Source organism: Pseudomonas sp. JV414 (assembly GCF_032424305.1).
Classification (GTDB): Bacteria; Pseudomonadota; Gammaproteobacteria; order Pseudomonadales; family Pseudomonadaceae; genus Aquipseudomonas; species Aquipseudomonas lini.
The window spans coordinates 99597-120679 of record NZ_VYKC01000003.1; the positions used below are offsets into that span (position 1 = coordinate 99597).

Sequence of the window (21083 nt, forward strand, 5' to 3'; positions counted from 1 at the left end):
CCTTATCCAAGCTTAGTTCACCCAGCCCCGCGGCTATCGTCTGGCGATGCGCTGGCAACCCTGGTGATGGCGGTTGATTCCCGGAATTTACTGAACCCACCACAAATCTACTATGGGAGCGGGCTTGCTCGCGAAGGCGGTGTATCAGTCGACATCAATGTTGAATGATGAACCGCCTTCGCGAGCAAGCCCGCTCCCACATTAAAGTGTGTGCAGGCTGATTTGGCTGTGGAGATCCACTCGTACCTCGACCGTGTCATAACAGGCCAAAGTGGCATGCGGGGTCTGGAGCGGATGAACGTGGGTCGCAGTGATAACCATGACGTGCCCACCCGCCGCTTCACCGGCGAGAATCCCCACGGCGGCGTCTTCGAAGATCAGGCACTCGTTGGGCGCGACCCCTAACCGACGAGCGGCCAGCCGATAACCCGCAGGGTCGGGTTTGCCGGCGCTGACGTCTTCGGCGGTGATCATCACGCCTGGTTCGGGAATGCCTGCCGCCGCCATTCGGCGCAGGGCCAGTGCCCGTGGCGCGGAGGTGACGATGGCCCATTGGTTGGCAGGCAACGACTTGAGGAAACTCGCCGCGCCGGATACTTCGACAATCCCTTCCACATCCTCGATTTCCGCCTCGGTGATCCACGCGGCTTCAGCTTCAGCGTCCACCCCGGGCAAGGCCAGACGGTTGATGGTATCGATGGCGCGAACGCCGTGGATGGTCGGCAGGAAGGTGTCGACATCGACGCCGTGGTGCAGGGCCCAGATGGTCCAGATCCGCTCGGCGGCAGCGATGGAATTGAGGACAGTTCCGTCCATATCGAACAGAAAGGCGCGGTACGAGGTGTTGAACACGGATGCTTGAACGGACAAAGGGCGATTTCCAGAACCAGGCGAATGTTGTCAGCCAATGTACATCACCCTTGTAGGAGCTGCCGAAGGCTGCGATCTTTTGATCTTCGTTTTTTAAAGCAAGATCAAAAGATCGCAGCCTTCGGCAGCTCCTACAGGCTCCGGTTCGAATGCAAGGCGTTTTGCACACAATCGAGCAACTGCCCCACTGCCCAAGGCTTCTTGATGAACGCAACCCGATGCTTGACCCCGGAGCTTTTCGGGGTTTCGAAGCCCGACATGATCATGATCGGTTTGTCCGGCCAACGGTCGCCGAACTGATTGGCCAGGTCTGCGCCATTGAGCTTGCCCGGCATGGTGATGTCCGTCAGCAACAGTCCCACCTCCGGCGCGTGCTGCTCCAGATACTGCGACGCGGCGTCCGCGCTGACCTGTGGTTCAACCGCAAAGCCTTCCTCCTGAAGAATTTCGCACAGAAACTCCAGGATCAACGGGTCATCCTCAACCACAAGAATCAATCCGTCAGACAAGTGCGCGCCCGCCGTCGATACTGGACCCATGACTGTGCCACTCCCTGATTACGTAAATGATTTGCGCGGGCTCAAATCCGCCACCTACACGTATGAGCAGCGGACTTCGTGGAAAATTCATTTTTGATACACCTGACGTGGACATTCTCCGTCCAGGCTGACAAATACGACAGTTTGTCAGCGCATAATTGTGGTTAAAATGCCGCCCCCCCATGCATGGCCGACCTTGCCCGATGAACCCAGATGCCCTCTCCGTCCTCCACGACCATTTGCTAACTGCACTTGCGGCTGCGCCCGCAGAAACCCGTCGGCTGTTCCACGGCCGTGGCCGCTGCTGGCCGGGGCTGGAGCAATTGACGGTCGACTGGCTGCAGGGCGTGGTGCTGGTCTGCGTGTTCAAGGAACCGCAAGCGTCGCAACTGGACGATTTGAAGCAGCGGCTGATGGCGATCACGCAATCGCCAGCATGGGCGAAATCCGGCGCGCATACCTTGCTGCTGCAACATCGATACCTGCAGGAAAGCACCACCGAATGGCTGCTCGGGGAGCCGATCGAAGAGATGACGATCACCGAGGGCGGCCTGCATTATCGCGTGGACCTGGGCCGCAAACAGAACACCGGCCTGTTCCTCGACATGCGCTACGGCCGTGATTGGGTGCGGGCCAATGCTGATGGCAAGCGGGTGTTGAACCTGTTCGCCTATACCTGCGGGTTTTCGGTGGCCGCCATTGCGGGAGGCGCTACGCATGTGGTCAATCTGGACATGGCTCGCTCGGCCCTGAGCCGTGGCCGCGACAATCATCGGCTCAATGGGCATGATCTGAGCAAGGTGAGTTTTCTCGGCCATGACCTGTTCAAGTCATGGGGCAAGGTCATCAACAATGGTCCTTACGATCTGGTGATCATCGACCCGCCGTCCTTTCAGAAAGGCAGTTTTCTGCTGACCAAGGATTATCAGCGCGTGCTGCGCCGCCTGCCGGAACTGCTCAGCCCTCAGGGCACGGTACTGGCCTGCATGAACGACCCGGCTTTCGGTGCGGACTTTCTCATCGACGGCGTCACCCGCGAAGCGCCGAGCTTGCGGTTTGAGCAACGGTTGGAAAATCCGCCGGAGTTTCCGGATGCCGATGTTGAGTGCGGGTTGAAGGCGTTGGTGTTCAGACAGGCTGCGATCTTTTGATGTTGCTTCAACAGCAGCCAGGCTGGCCGGGGGGATTAGACTAATGGTACTTGAGTGCCAGCCCCCGGCTTCTTACGATGTTGATACGTGGCGGTTGGAGGTTTAAGCCGTTGCGTAGGTGGTGAGTGAACTGAACCCCAATAAGCTCACCACTTGTTTCATGCGCATCTTGAGCCTCTGGCTCTACTTCCTCCCCATCAAAGAGCTCGAGGCTCTTTTTTTGTCTTTCAAAAAGCATCAGCGCTGACTGGTCGGCAATGGTGAACATTCTGGGCCGTGTCGCTGCATCTGGATCCACCGAAAAGCTCACGACCGATCACCCGAGCAGCCTCCAGATGAACCGTCGGCGCCTGGATTTCCGAGTCGAGCAGCAGCTCGGACGTTACAACGCAGGCACCGCAATAATCGAAGATCCCATGGTCAATCTGCGTCTTCATGGCATCGGCATAACCATGGCGCGCATAGGTTCCCGCATCGGCGCCACCGACACCGACAAGGTGAACTCGCAGATGGCGAAGCTTCTTCTCCAACTTGGCATCCGCACTGAAATCGAACGCCCAGCCATTGGCGAACACCCGATCGATCCAGCCTTTGAGCAGCGCTGGCATCGACCACCAATAAACCGGATAAACCAGCACCAGCGCATCGGCGCGATCAATCCTGGCCTGCTCGGCGACCACATCGGCAGGGGGTGGGGCTTCCCGGTGATGGACGGCGAGATCGGCCGCGCCGAACCGCGGATCGAACCCTTGCGCCCAGAGGTCTGCGATTTCGAAAGAGTGGTCGGAATCAGCCGCGCATACACCTTCGGCAATATGCCTGGCGAGGCTATGGGTGAGCGATTGGGCATCATGGTGAGCTACAACAATGAGCGCGTGCATGTCGAAAACTCCTGCTACGGAATGAGTGATTGAGGGCTAGAAGCGAGCCTTATATACTCTTGGTAAGTTACGATCAGTAAGCTACTTTTGGTATATAAGCATGTCAAGCACTGAAACACCTGAGCAGGATTCCAGCCCGCAACCGCGCCGCCGGATGTCGCGGGAAGAGCGCCAGCGCCAGTTGCTGGATGTCGCTTGGCAGCTGGTTCGAGAGGAAGGCACGGACGGGTTGACGCTTGGCCGGCTCGCCGAGCTGGCAGGGGTGACAAAACCGGTGGTTTACGACCATTTCACCACCCGCCCCGGGTTGCTGGCGGCGCTTTATCAGGAGTTCGACGCGCGTCAGACCGCGCTCATGGACGCCGCGCTTCAAACCAGTGAACCGACCCTGGCCAGCAAAGCAATGGTCATCGCCTCGTCTTATGTTGATTGCGTCCTTCTTCAGGGCCGCGAGATACCCGGCGTGATCGCCGCGTTGACCAGCTCACCCGAGCTGGAAAAAATCAAGCGCGAGTACGAAGCGATCTTCATGGACAAATGCCGCAACGCCCTCCTCCCTTTCGCCGGAACGGGCGAAATCACGCCAGCCAGTCTTCGGGCAATGCTCGGTGCAGCCGAGGCGCTGTCCCATGCCGCCGCGACTGGCGAGATCACGCCAGTGCAGGCACAGGACGAACTTTTCGCAACGATCGTGGCGATGGTCGAAAGGAGCGCACGCCTCGGGGACGGCCTCGAAACCTGAACGGCTGGCCCCGCCAGGACAGCAGCGTAATGCCACCTATACTAGAAGCCACCTTCCCCCTTGGGGGCCTGCGCTACAACAATAAAAAGCAGAGGTGGAACATGGTCTGGCAGCAAATCTACGACCCTTTCGATAACCCGATGCTATCAACCATCATGGCGGCGGTGCCGGTGGTGGTGATGCTGGTCTCCCTGGCGTTTTTCCACATCAAGGCGCATCTGGCGGCGTTGTTGGCCCTGGGCTCGGCCTTGCTGATTGCGATCTTCGCCTTCGGCATGCCGGCGAACATGGCGGGCTCGGCCGCGCTTTACGGTGCCGCCAACGGTCTGCTGCCGATTGGCTGGATCGTGCTCAACATCATTTTCCTGCACCGGCTGACCACCGAGAACGGTTCGTTCAAAGTGCTGCAGGATTCCCTGGCGCGCATCACTGACGATCGACGTCTGCAACTGCTGCTGATTGCCTTCTGCTTCGGTGCTTTCTTCGAAGGGGCCGCCGGTTTCGGCACCCCCGTGGCGGTGACCGGGGCCATTCTGATCGGGCTGGGGTTTTCGCCTCTGGCCGCATCTGGCCTGGCACTGATCGCCAATACCGCGCCCGTGGCGTTCGGCGCCTTGGGCACGCCCATTATTACCTTGGCCAAAGTGACCGGCCTGGATGAAATGGAACTGTCGATGATGGTCGGCCGGCAGCTACCGTTTTTCTCGGTGATCGTGCCGTTCTGGCTGATCTGGGCCTTCGCCGGCTGGCGCAAGATGCTGGAAATCTGGCCGGCGATCCTGGTCGCTGGCGTCAGCTTCGCCATACCGCAGTTCCTCGTGTCCAACTACCACGGGCCGATGCTGGTGGATGTAATCGCCGCGCTGATTTCCATGGCCTGCCTGACCGGTTTCCTCAAGGTCTGGAAGCCGGCCACTGTGCATACCTCCGCCGCATTGTCAGGCCGGACCGACGACTCCAGGGTAGAGGCGGACCCGGACGAGAAACCCACAGCGACCTTTGCCAGCGATGCAAAACCTGCCGTGATGCGGGCATGGTTGCCGTGGATCATCCTCACCGTCTTCGTCTTCGCCTGGGGCACCCAAAGCTTCAAAAACCTATTCGATACCCGCCCGGCGATAGATCCGCAAACCAGCTCGGCCAAGCTCGACCCTCAGGGCAAGCCGATGCGCGAAGCGAATCCGATCTTTGCCCCGACCTTGACCTTCACCACCATTCACCAACAGATCGAGAAGGTCCCGCCCGTGGTGCCCGTGGCTAAAACCGAGGACGCCGTCTACAAGTTCAACTGGTTCACCAGCACCGGCAGCGGCATCTTGCTGGCGGCGATCCTCGGCGGGCTGCTGATGGGCTATTCCATCCCGCAGCTGCTGCACCATTACCTGCGAACGCTGTGGGTGGTGCGTTACTCGCTGATCACCATTGTGGCCATGCTTGCCCTGGGCTTCCTGACCCGCTACTCGGGCCTCGACGCCACGATGGGGCTGGCCTTCGCCGCAACGGGCATTTTCTATCCCATGTTCGGCACGTTGCTTGGCTGGCTCGGCGTTGCCCTGACCGGCTCGGACACGGCCTCCAACGTGCTGTTCGGCGGCTTGCAACGGGTAACGGCCGAGCAATTGGGCCTGAGTCCGGTGTTGATGGCCGCGGCCAACAGTTCCGGTGGGGTCATGGGCAAGATGGTCGACGCCCAGTCGATCGTGGTCGCGTCCACCGCCACCCGCTGGTACGGCCATGAAGGGGAAATCCTGCGCTACGTGTTTTTCCACTCCGTGGTGCTGGCGATTCTGGTCGGCGGGCTGGTAACGCTGCAAGCGTATGTGGCGCCGTTCAGCCATATGGTGGTGGGCGGGAATTAACCGAGGCGACCGCTGTTCGCCATGGCTCGGAGTCGTACCCGAGCCATGGTTCAGGCCAAATAATCGCCGCTCATTTCAGGCCGAAACTTGCGCATGGCAACAGTAGGCTAAGCTTTCAGCAGCTCATTGCTCACGATGCTCGATTCTGCAGGTTTTGGTTTGTTCTGGAGAGCGTCTGCAACAGCTATTTCAGACAGGCCCAAACCTTTCACGCAGGATTGACGTGATGACCGAGCCCCTCCTCAGCTTTGATGCACTCAAGCGCGCCGCTGCCGCAGGCGAGATCGATACCGTGTTGGTCTGCATGGTCGACATGCAAGGGCGACTGGTCGGCAAGCGATTCCAGGTCGAGTTTTTCATCGACAGCGGCCACGAAGAAACCCACTGCTGCAACTACCTGCTGGCTGACGACATCGACATGGAACCGGTGCCGGGTTACGCCGCGGCCAGCTGGAGCAAAGGTTATGGCGACTTTGTCCTGAAACCCGACATGGCCACCTTGCGTCGGGTGCCCTGGCTTGAGTGCACGGCGCTGGTGCTCTGCGACGTGCTCGATCATCACCATCGGCGCGACCTGCCCCATAGCCCACGGGCGATCCTGAAAAAGCAGGTCGAACGACTGCGCGAACGCGGCTATACCGGTATGTTCGCCTCTGAGCTGGAGTTCTATCTGTTTGACGAGAGTTACGAGGCTATTCACAAGCGCAACTACCACAAGCCAAAGACTGCCGGTCACTACATCGAGGATTACAACATCCTGCAGACTACCCGCGAGGAACCGGTGCTGCGGGCGATTCGCAAACACCTGCAGGCATCCGGCATTCCGGTGGAAAACTCCAAGGGTGAATGGGGGCCAGGGCAGGAAGAGATCAACATCCGTTATGCCGATGCCCTGACCATGGCTGACCATCACGTGATCATCAAACACGCCTGCAAAGAGATCGCGCAACTGCAGGGCAAGGCGATCACGTTCATGGCCAAGTGGCGCTATGACGCCGCCGGTTCCAGCAGCCATGTGCACAATTCGTTGTGGGACAAAAATGCCAAGAAGCCGCTGTTCTTTGATCCCAAGGCCGAATTTGGCATGTCGAAGCTGATGCGCTCCTGGGTGGCCGGACAGCTCAAATACGCCAACGACATCACCTGTTTTCTTGCGCCCTACATCAATTCGTACAAGCGCTTTCAGGCCGGCACTTTCGCGCCGACGCGGGCCGTCTGGAGTCGGGACAATCGCACCGCAGGCTTTCGTTTATGCGCGGAAGGCAGCAAGGCCATCCGCATCGAATGCCGTATCGGCGGTGCCGACCTCAACCCCTATCTGGCCTTCGCTGCGTTGATTGCTGCTGGCCTGGCCGGTATCGACGAGAAGCTCAGCCTTGCTCCGCCCTTCGAGGGCGACGCTTACGTCGACGAGCACTTGCCCGAAGTGTCGAAAACCCTGCGCGAAGCCTGCGCCGCACTCAAGGCGTCGAGCATGTTGCGCGAGGCGTTCGGCGATGAGGTGATCGACCACTACGTGCACACCGCCGAGTGGGAACAGAAAGAGTACGACCGGCGCATCACCGACTGGGAACTGCAGCGCGGCTTCGAGCGTTATTGAGCACACACCATGACTGAGATCGTTCAACTTATCTCCCCGGTCGATGGCCGGGTCTACGCCGAACGCCGCCGTGCCGATGCAGCGCAGATCGAGCAGGCTCTGGCAGCTGCCGCAACCGCCCAGGCGCAATGGAAGCGCCGACCACTGAACGAACGCGCAGCCTTATGCAGCGCCGCCGTGGACGCGATGCTGGCGATGAAAGACGAGATCGTGCCGGAACTGGCCTGGCAGATGGGCCGCCCGATACGCTTCGGCGCCGGCGAACTGCGCGGCTTCGAAGAACGTGCGCGGCACATGATCGCCATTGCGCCTGAGGCATTGGCAGCGATTGAACCTGCACCCATCGCCGGTTTTCGGCGATGTATCAAACGTGAACCGCTGGGTACGGTGCTGGTCGTCGCACCGTGGAATTACCCCTATCTAACGGCGGTGAATACGATCATTCCGGCGCTGATGGCGGGCAACAGCGTCATCCTCAAGCACGCCACGCAAACGTTGCTGGTGGGCGAGCGTTTCGCCGAGGCCTTTCGCCGCGCCAATCTGCCCGAAGGACTGTTTCAGAACTTGCTGCTTAGTCATCTCTATACCGCAGCGATCATTGCCTCTGGACGCGTACAACAGGTGAACTTCACAGGCTCGGTGGACGCCGGCAAGGCCATGGAACAAGCGGCCGTCGGAGGTTTCCTCGGCGTAGGCCTGGAGCTTGGCGGCAAAGACCCCGCCTACGTCCGGGCAGACGCCAACCTTGAACATGCGGTGGAAAACCTGGTGGACGGCAGTTTCTTCAACTCCGGACAGAGTTGCTGCGCCGTCGAACGTATCTATGTCGATGAAAAAATTTACCCGGCCTTTATCAAGCGCTTCGTCGCCTTGACCCGCCAATACGTACTCGGCAATCCGCTGGACGAAGCCACCACCCTCGGCCCCTTGATCACACCGAGCGCCGCTGAATTCGTTCGCGGGCAGATCGCCGATGCGCTGGCACAAGGGGCCAGGGCGCTGATCGATCCAAAGGACTTTCCTGCCGACGCACCGGGCAGCGCCTACCTCGCGCCGCAGGTATTGGTGGACGTCACCCATCAAATGTCGGTGATGCGCGAAGAAAGCTTTGGCCCGGTGGTCGGCATCATGCCGGTGGCCAGCGACGACCAAGCCATCGCCTTGATGAACGACAGTGAGTTCGGGCTCAGCGCTTCCATCTGGACCCAGGACCTGGCCGCCGCCGAACGCATCGGCGACGAGATCGCCACTGGCACCGTGTTCATGAACCGCTGCGATTATCTGGACCCGGCCCTGGCCTGGACCGGGGTGAAAAACAGCGGGCGCGGCGTAACGCTGTCGCGTCTTGGCTATGAACACCTGACCCGCGCGAAATCCTTCCATCTGCGCCACGAGATCTGAGCCATGAGCCTGACCGCGAACTGGAACTACCCCACGAGCATCCGCTTTGGCGTCGGCCGCATCGCCGAATTGGCCGAGGTCTGCCGCAGCCAAGGGATCCAGCGACCGTTGCTGGTCACCGACAGCGGCCTGGCACGTGCCCCGATCACCACGGCGGCGCTGGAATCCTTGCGCGCTGCTGGCCTCGGTGTCGCGCTGTTTTGCGACCTCAAGCCCAATCCGATTGAAGCCAATCTGGCAGGAGGACTCGACGCCTGGCGCGCCGGCAAACACGATGGCGTGGTCGCCTTTGGCGGTGGCAGTGGCCTGGACATGGGCAAGCTCATCGCGTTCATGAGCGGCCAGACCCGACCGGTCTGGGATTTCGAAGACATCGGCGACTACTGGACACGCGCCGACGAAAGCAGCATCGCCCCGGTCATTGCGGTGCCGACCACCGCGGGCACTGGTTCCGAGGTGGGCCGTGCGGCGGTGATCATCGACGAACGTACGCACACCAAACGCATCATCTTCCACCCGAAGATGATGCCGCGGGTGGTCATCAGCGACCCGGCCCTCACCATCGGCATGCCGGCAAAAGTCACCGCCGGCACCGGCATGGATGCGTTTGCCCATTGCCTGGAATCGTACTGCGCTCCCGGTTTTCATCCGATGGCCGAAGGCATTGCGGTGGAAGGTATGCGCATGGTGGCCAACGCCCTGGTACGCGCCGTACACACTCCCTCCGACCTCGACGCGCGCGCGCAAATGCTCGCGGCAGCCGCGATGGGCGCTACCGCTTTCCAGAAAGGTCTGGGCGCAATTCACGCGCTTTCGCATCCGGTGGGATCCCTGTACGACACCCATCACGGCATGACCAATGCCACCTTCATGCCCTATGTGCTCAAGTTCAATCGCCCGGCCATCGAAGAACGCATCACTCGCCTGGCGGCTTATTTGCGTCTGCCCTCCCCGGGCTTCGACAGCTTTCTGGCCTTCGTCCTCAAGCTGCGCAAAGACGTCGGCGTGCCGCATACGCTGTTTGAGTTGGGGGTGGATGACAAGCAGGCCGATTTGATCGCGGACATGGCGATTGTCGATCCCTGCGCCGGTGGCAACCCGTTGCCGTTGACACGAACTGGCGCGGCAGAAATTTTCGACGCGGCGTTCCACGGCCGTCTTTAAGCGAGTTAGAGGCAGGAGCAGTACGACAGGGGGTTGAAGACAAACCCATTCGGCAACGCACCACGCGGATGGATGTGGATCAAAACCTGAACAAGAGCACACGTTATGAGTCCAGTAAACCAACCCGGCGCCACCGCGCCACAAGACGACGACCTCAAGGTGTTGCACAACATGGGCTATGCCCAGCAACTCTCCCGACGCATGGGCGTTTTCTCCAACTTTGCCATTTCCTTTTCGATCATTTGCATCCTCTCGGGTGGCATCAACTCGCTGGCACAGGGCACCTCGGGTGCAGGCGGTGCGGCCATCGGTATCGGCTGGCCACTCGGCTGCCTGATCTCCGGGGTTTTCGCCATGGCCATGGCACAGATTTCCTCAGCCTACCCAACCGCTGGCGGCCTCTATCACTGGGGCTCGATTCTCGGAAACCGCTTCACTGGCTGGCTGACGGCCTGGTTCAACCTGTTGGGGTTGATCACGGTACTCGGCGCGATTAACGTCGGTACCTATTACTTCTTTTTTGGTGCCTTCGGACCGGCCTTGGGAATGGAAGACACCATCACCACACGGATCACTTTCCTGGCGATCCTGACCGGCGTCCAGGCCTTGTGTAACCACTTCGGCATCGGCCTGACCGCAAAGCTCACTGACTTCTCGGGCTACCTGATCTTCGCCACGGCAATCGCGCTGACCATCGTCTGTCTGATGGCTGCACCCAGCTTTGAGTTCTCCCGGTTGGTGACCTTCGGCAACTACTCCGGCGAAGCCGGCGGCAACGTCTGGCCACAGGTGTCGAACGGCTGGATTTTCATGCTCGGCCTGCTCCTGCCGATCTACACCATCACCGGCTACGACGCCTCCGCGCATACCTCCGAAGAAACCCGTCAGGCAGCCTGGTCGGTGCCGCTGGGGATGGTCAGTTCGGTGGCCTGGTCGTTGCTGTTCGGCTGGGTGATGCTCTGCTCGTTTGTGCTGATGCTGCCGAGCATGGACGAAGCGGCGAAGCAGGGTTGGAATGTGTTCTTCTGGGCGATGGACACTCAGGTGAACCCGACAATCAAGATGGCGCTTTACCTGGCCATTTTCATCTCGCAGGTTCTCTGCGGGCTGGCGACCGTGACCTCGGTTTCACGCATGATCTTCGCGTTTTCCCGTGACGGCGGCCTGCCCTTCTCGAAAGCATTGGCCTCGGTCTCACCGACCCATCGCAGCCCGGTGGCGGCGATCTGGACCGGTGCCACGCTCGCGGTGTTGTTCGTATGGGGATCGTCCCTGGTATCGATCGGCGAAACGCCGGTTTACACGATCGTGGTCTCCTGCACGGTGATCTTCCTGTTCTTCTCTTTCATCATTCCCATCGTGCTGGGCCTGTTTACCTACGGGACCGCGAAGTGGCCGACCATGGGACCGTGGAACATGGGGCGCGGGTTGTATTCGTTTTTCGCCATCCTCTCGATCCTTTCGATGGTGCTGATCTTTGTGATCGGCATTCAGCCACCGAACGATTGGGCGCTGTACATCACGCTCGGTTTTCTGATTCTGACGGCAATCATCTGGTTCGCCTTTGAAGCCCGACGCTTCCAGGGTCCGCCCGTGGGCGACATGATCATCAAGCGTCAGGCAGAAATCGCAGCGGCTGAAGAGGCGTTGAATAAACAGGCTGGGAGCTAATTGCCATAGCCCAAAAGCGGGGGGCTGAGCGCTAATGCCAGTCAGTTAAGCAATCCATGTGGGAGCGGGCTTGCTCGCGAAGAGGGCGTGTCAGTCGACATTAATATCGCTTGGTACACCGCTTTCGCGAGCAAGCCCGCTCCCACAGGTTTCGCATGCTTAACTGACTGGCATTAGGCGCTGCCCCTCCGCTTTTTATGAAGTGGCGCAATCGGGATCAACCAACAGGAAGCACGCAGATGGACCGTCTTACGGCGAAAGATTTTGCCCCTGAACTGCTCGAACTCTACGACTACTACGCCCACGGCAAAATCAACCGGCGAGAGTTTCTTGATCGTGCGGCGCTATTCACCTTGGGCGGCCTGACGGTCTCGGCCCTCCTCGCCGCCCTGAGCCCGAATTATGCGCTGGCCGAGCAGGTGCAATTTACCGACCCGGACATCATCGCCGAGTACATCACTTACCCCTCGCCCAAGGGTCACGGGCAGGTTCGTGGTTATTGGGTGCGCCCTGCGAAAGCCACCGGCAAGGTGCCGGCGGTGGTGGTCGTGCATGAAAACCGTGGGCTCAACCCTTACATCGAGGACGTCGCCCGACGTCTCGCCAAAGCGGGGTTCATCGCACTCGCCCCTGACGGCCTGACGTCGGTGGGCGGCTATCCCGGCAACGATGACAAAGGCCGGGAACTGCAGCAGAAAGTCGATCCGGAAAAGCTCATGAATGACTTTTTCGCCGCCATCGAATGGCTGATGAAACATGACGCCACCAGCGGCAAAGTCGGCATCACCGGTTTCTGTTATGGCGGTGGAGTCGCCAATGCTGCGGCCGTAGCCTATCCAGAGTTAGGGGCTGCCGTGCCCTTTTATGGCCGTCAGCCAAAGGCTGAAGATGTCCCCAGAATCAAAGCCCCGCTGTTGCTTCACTATGGCGAACTGGATACGCGCATCAATGAAGGGTGGCCTGCCTACGAGCAAGCGTTGAAAGCGGCCGGCAAGACGTATGAGGCCTATATCTATCCAGGCGCCAACCACGGTTTTCATAACGACTCCACGCCTCGATACGATGATGCCGCCGCCAGGCTTGCCTGGGACCGAACACTGGCCTGGTTTCGGCGCTACCTGGCTTGATTAATCAAATACAAATAATGGCGATAAGGGACTTAACGTTTATGAAGAAGTAACCGAGCCGGTCTTCCTTCATCGCCATTCTTAATATTGAACACATCCCCTCCTAACCAATCGCGATTAATAAAATAATATTAAAAATTACTGTTCCATTGTCCATTGCATATTTATCCGCGCCTGCTTAACTGCAAAAACTGCTGATGACAGCAGTGCCCGTAAACACCACGGAAGGAATCGTTATGAGCAGTTCAACTCGCCATAGCATGCCCCCCTATGGGGTGGCCATCCAAAGCGCGATCAAGACCGGCGACCTGCCGCAAATGAAGACGCTGTTGAAACAACGCGATGCATCCACACCTGAAAACAAAGAGCTAAGTACCGCTTACGAGCAATTGGCCAAGGAAGTCGCACGCCTGGAAAAGCATTAACAGCTATTTCCGCTCCCCTTATTGCAATGGAGGCAATAACCATGTCTGGTTCTAATCAGCAACCTGTCGGTTTGTTCCCGCTCGCCTACCGAATTGGTACTTCGATGCCGGGTGCACAAACTCTGGCACTCAATATTCTAGTCTTTACCCCTGATGAGACTGTCAACGGCACCGCTGCAATCACTCAGGCGACCAATCCGCCTCTGGATGTGCACTCCGATGTCTGGGGCGAGTACACCTACCTGACGGTCATGTCACCCGGCGTCAGCAAAATCCTGATCACCGCCCAAGGCAATCACGGCGGCTCAGGCTCGAATTCCATCGTGAATTTCAAGTTGCAACTGGTGGTGGGCACCGACTGGAAAGAAGGTATCGCCAACTATTCGTACTTGAATGGTCAGCAGTGGGTCGAGGTCAACAATGCTCCCGCCCATCTCATTGAGGCGGTGCCGTCCCACGTTTCCTTGCCGCCGTTGGAACCCGGCCCGGTGATTCCGCCGGAGTCATCCTATCCGCCAATCATGCCGCTGTATGCCGCACCGATTCAAAGTGCAATGGCCAGCGGTGACCTGGCCCAGATGAAAAACCTGTCGCGCCTGGCCCAGCAGCAACTGGATCAGCAACCCCAACTGCAGACGGCGCTTGAAACGGCCAAGGAAGAAATCAGCCGGCAGGAACGCCGCTGACTCGACCACGAAATATGCCCGACTTGTCTTGAATACAAATAAGGGAGTAGCACCATGTCAATCGGACTTTTTCATACCCGCCTCAACGTCAGCAATCACCTGCTGGGCGCACCGGTTTTAACCCTGGATCTGCTGGTGGACACCGTAAAGAAAAAAGTCAGCGGGATTGCCAGTATTTACCAAAGCACCTACCCACCCCTCAACTTCCGTGCCCGTGTATGGGGTGAGTACGCCGAGGTCAAACTGGTGCCGACCGCCGAAAGCCACATCATCCTCACCCTGGCAGGCAGCCCGAGTGGCCCTCTCAGCCAGATCGCTCAGACCTTCGGTTTGAAAGGCATTTTGGGCGGCGATTGGGCGAGCGGTTATGCCGACTACAAGTACCAGGAACAGGGCGTCTGGCACTACGTGAAACACGCAGCGGTCAGCCAGGCTCCCGTTATTGTGCGCCCAGAGCATCCGCACCATGCGGTGCCGCTCTACGCCGTCGCGGTACAGCAAGCGCAAACCAGCGGTGACCTGGCGCAACTGAAGGCCGTGGTCAGCCAGGGTGAACAGCAACTGGCCCACAGCGGTGCGCTGCGCAATGCGCTGGACCAGCTGAACGTTGAAATCGCCCGGCTGGAGGCTCGCTAACCCCGGGGAATACGGGTCAGGTACGCGCAATCCATGTGGGAGCGGGCTTGCTCGCGAAGGCGGCAGCACAGTCAATATTGATGTCGCCTGACACACCGCTTTCGCGAGCAAGCCCGCTCCCACAGGGTTCCGCGTTTAACTGACTGGCCCGGCTCATTTCAATAACAAAAGGTAAATCCGGTCGCGCCACTGCCCCAAGGAAGGCGCGAACACTTCGATGGATTCGTGCCGCGCACGCGTTGTGCGCAAGGATTTTCCATGTCAGACAGTCGCCCTGCCCGCTACCTCAGTGAAACCGACCTCAAACGCTACGTGCCAGTGCATGTGGTCTGGGAAATCACCCTGGCCTGCGATCTCAAATGCCTGCATTGCGGCTCACGCGCCGGCCATCGACGCCCCGACGAATTGAACACCCGGGAATGCCTGGACGTTATCGATTCCCTGGCGGCCCTCGGCACCCGCGAGATCACCCTGATCGGCGGTGAAGCCTATTTACGCAAGGACTGGACGCAACTGATCCAGGCCATCCACGATCACGGCATGTATTGCGCCATACAAACCGGTGGACGCAACCTGACACCGGCGAAAATGCAGGCCGCGGTGGATGCCGGGCTCAATGGCGTCGGTGTTTCACTGGATGGATTGGCCCCGCTGCATGACGCGGTGCGCAATGTTCCAGGCTCGTTCGACAAGGCGGTAGACACCTTGCGACGAGCCAAACAGTCCGGACTTTCGGTGAGCGTCAACACCCAAATCGGCGCGGCCACGTTGCCCGATCTGCCTGAGCTGATGGACCTGATTATCGGCCTCGGCGCCACGCACTGGCAGATCCAGCTGACGGTCGCGATGGGCAATGCCGTCGATCACCCGGAGCTGTTATTGCAGCCGTATCAACTGCTGGAAGTGATGCCGTTGCTGGCGCGTTTGTATCGCGAAGGCGTCGACCGCGGCCTGCTGATGAACGTGGGCAACAACATTGGTTACTACGGTCCTTATGAACACATGTGGCGTGGTTTCGGCGACGAGCGCGTGCACTGGAGTGGCTGCGCCGCCGGCCAGACCGTGCTGGCACTGGAAGCCGACGGCACCGTCAAGGGTTGCCCGTCATTGGCAACGGTGGGGTTTTCAGGCGGCAACGTACGCACCATGAGCCTGCACGATATCTGGCACTACAGCGAAGGTATGCACTTTGGCCGACTGCGCGGCGTCGAAGACCTGTGGGGTTACTGCCGAAGCTGTTACTACAACGACGTCTGCCGTGGCGGCTGCACCTGGACGTCGCACTCCCTGCTCGGCAAACCCGGCAACAACCCCTACTGCCATTACCGCGCGCTGGACCTGCAAAAACGCGGGCTGCGCGAGCGCATCGTCAAACTCGAAGACGCGGCAAAGACCTCCTTCGCCGTCGGGCGTTTTGACCTGATCACCGAACGCATCGACACCGGCGAGAAGGTCAGCAGCGTCAGCGACAGCGGCCAGGTGATCAAACTGGCCTGGGCGAACCAGGGCCAGAAATCACCGGACGAAGGACGTATTCCACCGCAACTGGCGCTGTGTCGTGGCTGCTTGCAGTACATCCATGCGCACGAAGTGACCTGCCCTCACTGTGACGCCGATGTCGCCGCCGCAGAAGCCGTGCACCAGACAGACCGTGCCCGGCAACAAGCGATTATCAACACCCTGACTGGCCTATTGGGGATGCCGCAAAATACCTTGATGTAAGGGAGTAATGGCCAGTCAGTTAAGCGCAATCCATGTGGGAGCGGGCTTGCTCGCGAAGACGGCGGCACAGTCAACATTGATGTCGCCTGACACACCGCTTTCGCGAGCAAGCCCGCTCCCACAGGTATCGCATCTTAACTGACGGGCATTTGCCAAGGCGGCCCATCCGCAAATCTGGCCTTCAGCCATTCCTTGAATGCCATGAGCGTTGCCGGTGTGAACGCGGCGGATGCTCGCACCAGATAGATCCCGCCCTGGGCATCCAGGTCCCACTCCGGCAGAACGCGAACCATCTGGCCGTTGGCGATTTCCCGACTCATCAGCCACTCGCCAGCGCCCAAAATACCGACGCCGGCCTTGGCCGCGGCGAGCAACGCCTCGCCGTCGTTCGAGGTCAAGGTTCCCCTAGTGATGACCTTCTCCTGCCGATCACCCTTCGACAAACGCCATTCAGGAAACGCCGCCAGACCAGTAAAGCCCAGGCAGTTGTGCTCAGTCAGTTGTTTCGGACTGGCCGGTAAACCATGCTCCTCTATGTAACCCGGTGAAGCGCAGAGAATGCGGCGATGGTCGCTGAGCTTCTTCGCGACCAGGCGGCTGTCGTTCAATTCGCCGATACGAATCGCCGCATCGAATCCTTCCGCAATGATGTCGACAACGCGATCGCTGTAATCCACCTCGACGGAGACCAGCGGATGAGCCGCCAAAAATTCCGGCAACATCGACGCCAGCCATAGGCGCCCCATCGCGGCGGGAAAAGCCAGGCGCAAAACGCCACGAACCTGCGCCGCGCCCAGTGACGCTTCCTGCTCGGCCTCGATAATCAACCCCGTGGCAGAACGCAGACGTTCGACGAGACGGTTGCCGGCATCGGTCAACCGCACCTGTCGCGTCGTACGCTCCATCAGCCGCACGCCCAAGCGCTTTTCCATGGCCGCCAGGCGCTTTGAAATCACCGTCGGATGGCGTTGCAGCAACCGTCCGGCGGCCACGAACGAATGCGCCGAGGCGACTGCAAGAAGCGCTGCAATTTCATCGATGTGGCGGCTGTCCAGTGGGTTCACAAAACACTCTTTTTTCAGATGACAGACGATCAGGGCTTGAGGACGATCGCCCCGCGAGATTGCCCACCTTCCAGATCGGCATGGGCCCTGGCGACATCGGCCAATGCATAGCGGCCCCAGATGCCGGGCTTGATTATGCCCGCCTCGACCGCCGCCAGTACATCATCGGCCCGTTGCCGGTATTCGGCGATATCCGTGGTGTGCGCGGCGAGTGAAGGACGAGTCAGGAACAATGAGCCCTTGGCATTGAGCGTGGCCACTTCGATCGCCGCTGGCGCCCCGGAGGATGCGCCGAAAGACACCATCAACCCACGCGGTCGCAAGCAGTCGAGCGACGCTTCGAACGACACGCGCCCGATGGGATCGTAGACCACATCGGCCTTCTTGCCGTGGGTGATCTCCGCCACATCCGCGGCCAGTGTCTGGGCATTGAACACCAGCACCGCATCGCAGCCCAGCGCCTTGGCGGTCTCGACACTCTCGGCCCGGGACACAATGCCGATGACAAAGGCTCCCAGGTGTTTGGCCCACGTTGCCATGATCTGCCCGAGGCCGCCCGCTACGCCATACAACACCAGAGTGGTGCCGGGGCCGACCGGATAAGTCGTCTTCAGCAAATACTGCGCGGTAATGCCTTTGAACAACACCGCGGCGGCCTCTTCAGCCGTCAACGCGTCGGGAATCGGCACCAGCCGTTCGGCCGGAAACAGGCGCGCACTGGCGTAAGCGCCGATAGGCCCTGTTGCGTAGGCCACCCGATCACCCACCTTGACGTTGCTCACTCCCGCGCCGATGGCGGCAACCCGGCCCGCCCCTTCAAGGCCAAGACCCGACGGCAATGGCAGCGGTACGGCGCCCTTGCGCTGACTCACATCGAGGAAGTTGACGCCAATCGCCTCCTGCTCCAGCCAGACTTCACCCGGCCCCGGCTCACGCGCCGGCACTTGCTCGATGGTCATCACCTCAGGTGCGCCGGTGTGTGCGATACGAACGACAGAAACCATTGCCTGACTCCTTCACTTCAGCGCAGCCCATCTGCGCCAGTGCGGGAAGTATCGACATTCGATTTCACGTGAACAATACAGCTTCACTGCAGTTCATTACTGCATGCAGTGCAGCAGTGTGAAGCTCGCAGCGTCAGCGCGATTCCCAGTGCCAGGACGATCAACACCATGGCGACGGCAAACGTTATCCGCATACCGTTGGCGATGGCGGCGGGAGATGCCGTGGTGATGTCTGTCGTCGCCGAGGCAAAGGCAAACACCGCGCCCATGACCGAGGCTCCAGTGATCAGGCCGAGATTGCGCGACAGGCTGAGCATGCCGGCAATCACGCCGCGCTGGTCCGGACGGATGTCGGTCATGATCGCAGTGTTGTTGGCCGCCTGAAATAACGCATAACTGGCAGTGACCACCGCTATGGGCGCGAGGTAACCGAGGAGGCCGAAACCCGCTGGCATCATCGATAAAACGCCCGTGCCGAGTGCCATTGCGACGAGCCCGACGACGGTCATGCGTCGAGTGCCAAAACGGTCCACCAGGCGACCGGCCGGCACCCCGGTCAGCGCAGCCACCAACGGGCCGACCGACAAGGCAAGGCCGACAAGGGCCGTGCCGAGGCCAAGCGCACCCGAAAGATAAAACGGCCCGACCACCAGCGTCGCCATCATCACCGTCGAAACGAGCGTGCTCATGGCCAGGCTTGCGCTCAAACCCGGCTCCCGGAACAGCGCCAATTTAATCAATGGCGAGGCAACCCTGGCCTCAACGAATATGAAAATCCCGGTGCCGACAACAGCTGTCAGCAGCAGCGCAATATTCAGCGGCCCCAGATCACCGTACCCAATCGTCATCGCTAGCGCATACGCCGCGAGCGTCAGCGCCAGCAGCAACGTGCCTGCCTTGTCGAAACCCACCCGCCCTGTTTTCTCTCGCTGAGAATCCGCAGGCAAATAGCGATACGCCAGCCAAATATTCAGAATGCCCAGCGGCACGTTGATCAGAAAAATCGCCTGCCAACCCGCGCCTGCAATCAACATCCCACCCAGAGACGGCCCCAGCGTGGTACCGATCGCCGACATCGTGCCGAGCAATCCCATGGCGCTGCCGGTCTGCGCTTTCGGCACCGTCTCACTGACAAACGCCACGGTCAGCGCCAACATGATCGCGGCCCCGAGCCCCTGCACCGCCCGGGCGCCGATCAGCCACCAAAGCGACGGCGCGACACCACACGCCAGCGATGACAGGGTAAAAATGCCGATGCCCGCCAGCAGCAAGCGTCGACGGCCGACGATGTCACCGAGTCGTCCGACACTGACAATCAGCGTGGTGATCGCCAGCAGATACGCCAGAACGATCCACTGCACCTCCTGAAAGGAAGCATCGAACGCCTCGGCCAGTGTCGGCAAACCCGCGTTGGCGATGCTGGTGTCGAGTGAGGGCATCAACATCGACAGCGAAAGACTGGCGAGCGCCCAGCGGACCGAGCCTGATTGAGTGATGAGTTTCATGGTTGGCCACGTTTTGAAAGGTAGATCAGCAGCGTATGCCCGTGCGCGATATGGCGGAAGGCGCACCATTTGCACCTGATAGTTGCGTTTGACGCCATGTCACCCGAACGCCGTGCTAACGTTGAGGCATGACGACTCCCGACCTGAATTTGCTGATTACCCTGGATGTGCTGCTCGCCGAAGGCAGCGTCGCGCGCGCCGCCCAACGACTGCGCCTGAGCCCTTCGGCCATGAGCCGGGCGCTGGCGCGATTGCGCGAAACGACGGGCGACCCGCTGTTGGTCCGGGCCGGACGCGGATTGGTGCCGACACCCCGAGCACTCGAACTGCGCGAACAGGTCAGTCGATTGGTGCAAGATGCCGGAGCCGTTTTACGCCCCGCCGAACAGCTCGACCTCAAGCAACTGGTGCGAACGTTCACGCTGCGCACCAGCGACGGTTTCGTCGAAAACTTCGGCCCGGCACTGATTGCCCGCGTGAGTGAACAAGCACCCGGCGTGCGCTTGCACTTTGTGCAGAAGCTGAACAAGGACAGCGCCGCGCTTCGCGACGGTTCCGTCGACCTGGAAACCGGCGTAGTCGGCGGCACGACGAGCCCGGAAGTGCGCACCCGGGCGTTGTTCGAAGATCGTTTCATCGGCGTCGTGCGCACGGGGCATCCGCTGAGCCAGGGCGAGGTCAGCGCCTCCCGCTATGCCGCTGGCGGGCACATCCTGGTCTCGCGGCGAGGGTTCGATAAGGGGCCGATGGATGAAGCCCTGGAAGTACTGGGACTGGAGCGCGAGATCACCACCATCGTCGGCGGCTTTTCGGCCGCGCTGGCGATGGCTCGCGCCTCGGACCTGATCGCCACCGTGCCCGCACAACACACCCGAAACCTGCGCGCCGGGCTGCACAGTTTTGACCTTCCGTTCGAGCTGCCACCGATCACCATTTCGATGCTCTGGCACCCGCGGATGGATGCCGATTCAGCGCATCGGTGGTTGCGTGAATGTGTTCGAGAGGTTTGTGCTCAGCCCTAGAGTTTCACCTGACC

Annotated in this window: 19 protein-coding genes; 13 read left to right on the top strand and 6 right to left on the bottom strand. The window is 60.1% G+C overall.

Annotated features, from left to right (window positions below; genetic code table 11):
- Positions 1-201 precede the first annotated feature (201 nt).
- Both F6R97_RS05150 and F6R97_RS05155 read right to left on the bottom strand, forming a co-directional pair.
- Positions 202-870, bottom strand: a complete 669-nt coding sequence (locus tag F6R97_RS05150; RefSeq protein WP_038982632.1) for an HAD-IA family hydrolase — start codon at positions 868-870, stop codon at positions 202-204.
- Positions 871-1001: 131 nt separating this feature from the next.
- Entirely contained in the window at positions 1002-1409 is a 408-nt protein-coding gene (locus tag F6R97_RS05155) for a response regulator (protein ID WP_048397082.1), read from the bottom strand.
- A 203-nt stretch (positions 1410-1612) separates the two neighbouring features.
- Here F6R97_RS05155 and F6R97_RS05160 point away from each other — a divergent pair, with 203 nt between their 5' ends.
- On the top strand, positions 1613-2560 hold the full coding sequence (locus F6R97_RS05160) for a class I SAM-dependent methyltransferase (protein WP_315866171.1): 948 nt from the start codon (positions 1613-1615) through the stop codon (positions 2558-2560).
- A 227-nt stretch (positions 2561-2787) separates the two neighbouring features.
- On the opposite strand, the gene F6R97_RS05165 is transcribed toward F6R97_RS05160, so the two are convergent.
- On the bottom strand, positions 2788-3441 hold the full coding sequence (locus F6R97_RS05165; RefSeq protein ID WP_038982635.1) for an NAD(P)H-dependent oxidoreductase: 654 nt from the start codon (positions 3439-3441) through the stop codon (positions 2788-2790).
- A 100-nt stretch (positions 3442-3541) separates the two neighbouring features.
- On the opposite strand from F6R97_RS05165, the gene F6R97_RS05170 reads away from it, so the two are divergent.
- From F6R97_RS05170 to F6R97_RS05220, 11 genes are all read left to right on the top strand, one after another.
- A complete protein-coding gene (locus tag F6R97_RS05170; protein WP_123722224.1) occupies positions 3542-4183 on the top strand; it encodes a TetR/AcrR family transcriptional regulator in 642 nt (213 codons plus the stop codon).
- A 101-nt stretch (positions 4184-4284) separates the two neighbouring features.
- Positions 4285-6042 (top strand): L-lactate permease, encoded by a 1758-nt coding sequence (locus F6R97_RS05175; RefSeq protein WP_038982637.1) that lies wholly within the window; start codon positions 4285-4287, stop codon positions 6040-6042.
- Positions 6043-6268: 226 nt separating this feature from the next.
- Positions 6269-7642 (top strand): glutamine synthetase family protein, encoded by a 1374-nt coding sequence (locus F6R97_RS05180; RefSeq protein WP_315866172.1) that lies wholly within the window; start codon positions 6269-6271, stop codon positions 7640-7642.
- A gap of 9 nt (positions 7643-7651) precedes the next feature.
- On the top strand, positions 7652-9043 hold the full coding sequence (locus F6R97_RS05185; RefSeq protein ID WP_315866173.1) for an aldehyde dehydrogenase family protein: 1392 nt from the start codon (positions 7652-7654) through the stop codon (positions 9041-9043).
- A gap of 3 nt (positions 9044-9046) precedes the next feature.
- On the top strand, positions 9047-10207 hold the full coding sequence (locus F6R97_RS05190) for an iron-containing alcohol dehydrogenase (protein ID WP_050681550.1): 1161 nt from the start codon (positions 9047-9049) through the stop codon (positions 10205-10207).
- A gap of 105 nt (positions 10208-10312) precedes the next feature.
- Positions 10313-11878: an amino acid permease gene (locus F6R97_RS05195; protein WP_315866174.1), complete on the top strand. Its 1566-nt coding sequence runs from the start codon at positions 10313-10315 to the stop codon at positions 11876-11878.
- A gap of 239 nt (positions 11879-12117) precedes the next feature.
- Positions 12118-13005, top strand: a complete 888-nt coding sequence (yghX, locus tag F6R97_RS05200; RefSeq protein WP_315866175.1) for a YghX family hydrolase — start codon at positions 12118-12120, stop codon at positions 13003-13005.
- Between the two features lie 236 nt (positions 13006-13241).
- A complete protein-coding gene (locus F6R97_RS05205) occupies positions 13242-13430 on the top strand; it encodes a DUF1843 domain-containing protein (RefSeq protein ID WP_038982645.1) in 189 nt (62 codons plus the stop codon).
- Positions 13431-13471: 41 nt separating this feature from the next.
- Complete coding sequence (locus tag F6R97_RS05210; protein ID WP_038982646.1) at positions 13472-14116, top strand: DUF1842 domain-containing protein; 645 nt, start codon at positions 13472-13474, stop codon at positions 14114-14116.
- A gap of 54 nt (positions 14117-14170) precedes the next feature.
- Entirely contained in the window at positions 14171-14752 is a 582-nt protein-coding gene (locus F6R97_RS05215) for a DUF1842 domain-containing protein (RefSeq protein WP_038982647.1), read from the top strand.
- Positions 14753-15010: 258 nt separating this feature from the next.
- Entirely contained in the window at positions 15011-16474 is a 1464-nt protein-coding gene (locus tag F6R97_RS05220) for a GDL motif peptide-associated radical SAM/SPASM maturase (RefSeq protein WP_038982648.1), read from the top strand.
- 134 nt (positions 16475-16608) lie between these two features.
- Here F6R97_RS05220 and F6R97_RS05225 read toward each other — a convergent pair whose 3' ends face one another.
- The 3 genes from F6R97_RS05225 to F6R97_RS05235 all read right to left on the bottom strand — a co-directional run bounded on the left by F6R97_RS05225 (position 16609) and on the right by F6R97_RS05235 (position 20047).
- A complete protein-coding gene (locus F6R97_RS05225; RefSeq protein ID WP_315866176.1) occupies positions 16609-17538 on the bottom strand; it encodes a LysR family transcriptional regulator in 930 nt (309 codons plus the stop codon).
- A gap of 29 nt (positions 17539-17567) precedes the next feature.
- Positions 17568-18542 carry a quinone oxidoreductase gene (locus F6R97_RS05230; RefSeq protein ID WP_315866177.1) on the bottom strand — a complete coding sequence of 325 codons (975 nt, stop codon included), beginning with the start codon at positions 18540-18542 and terminating at the stop codon, positions 17568-17570.
- A gap of 83 nt (positions 18543-18625) precedes the next feature.
- Complete coding sequence (locus F6R97_RS05235) at positions 18626-20047, bottom strand: MFS transporter (RefSeq protein WP_315866178.1); 1422 nt, start codon at positions 20045-20047, stop codon at positions 18626-18628.
- A 128-nt stretch (positions 20048-20175) separates the two neighbouring features.
- On the opposite strand from F6R97_RS05235, the gene F6R97_RS05240 reads away from it, so the two are divergent.
- Positions 20176-21069, top strand: a complete 894-nt coding sequence (locus F6R97_RS05240) for a LysR family transcriptional regulator (protein ID WP_315866179.1) — start codon at positions 20176-20178, stop codon at positions 21067-21069.
- Positions 21070-21083 lie beyond the last annotated feature (14 nt).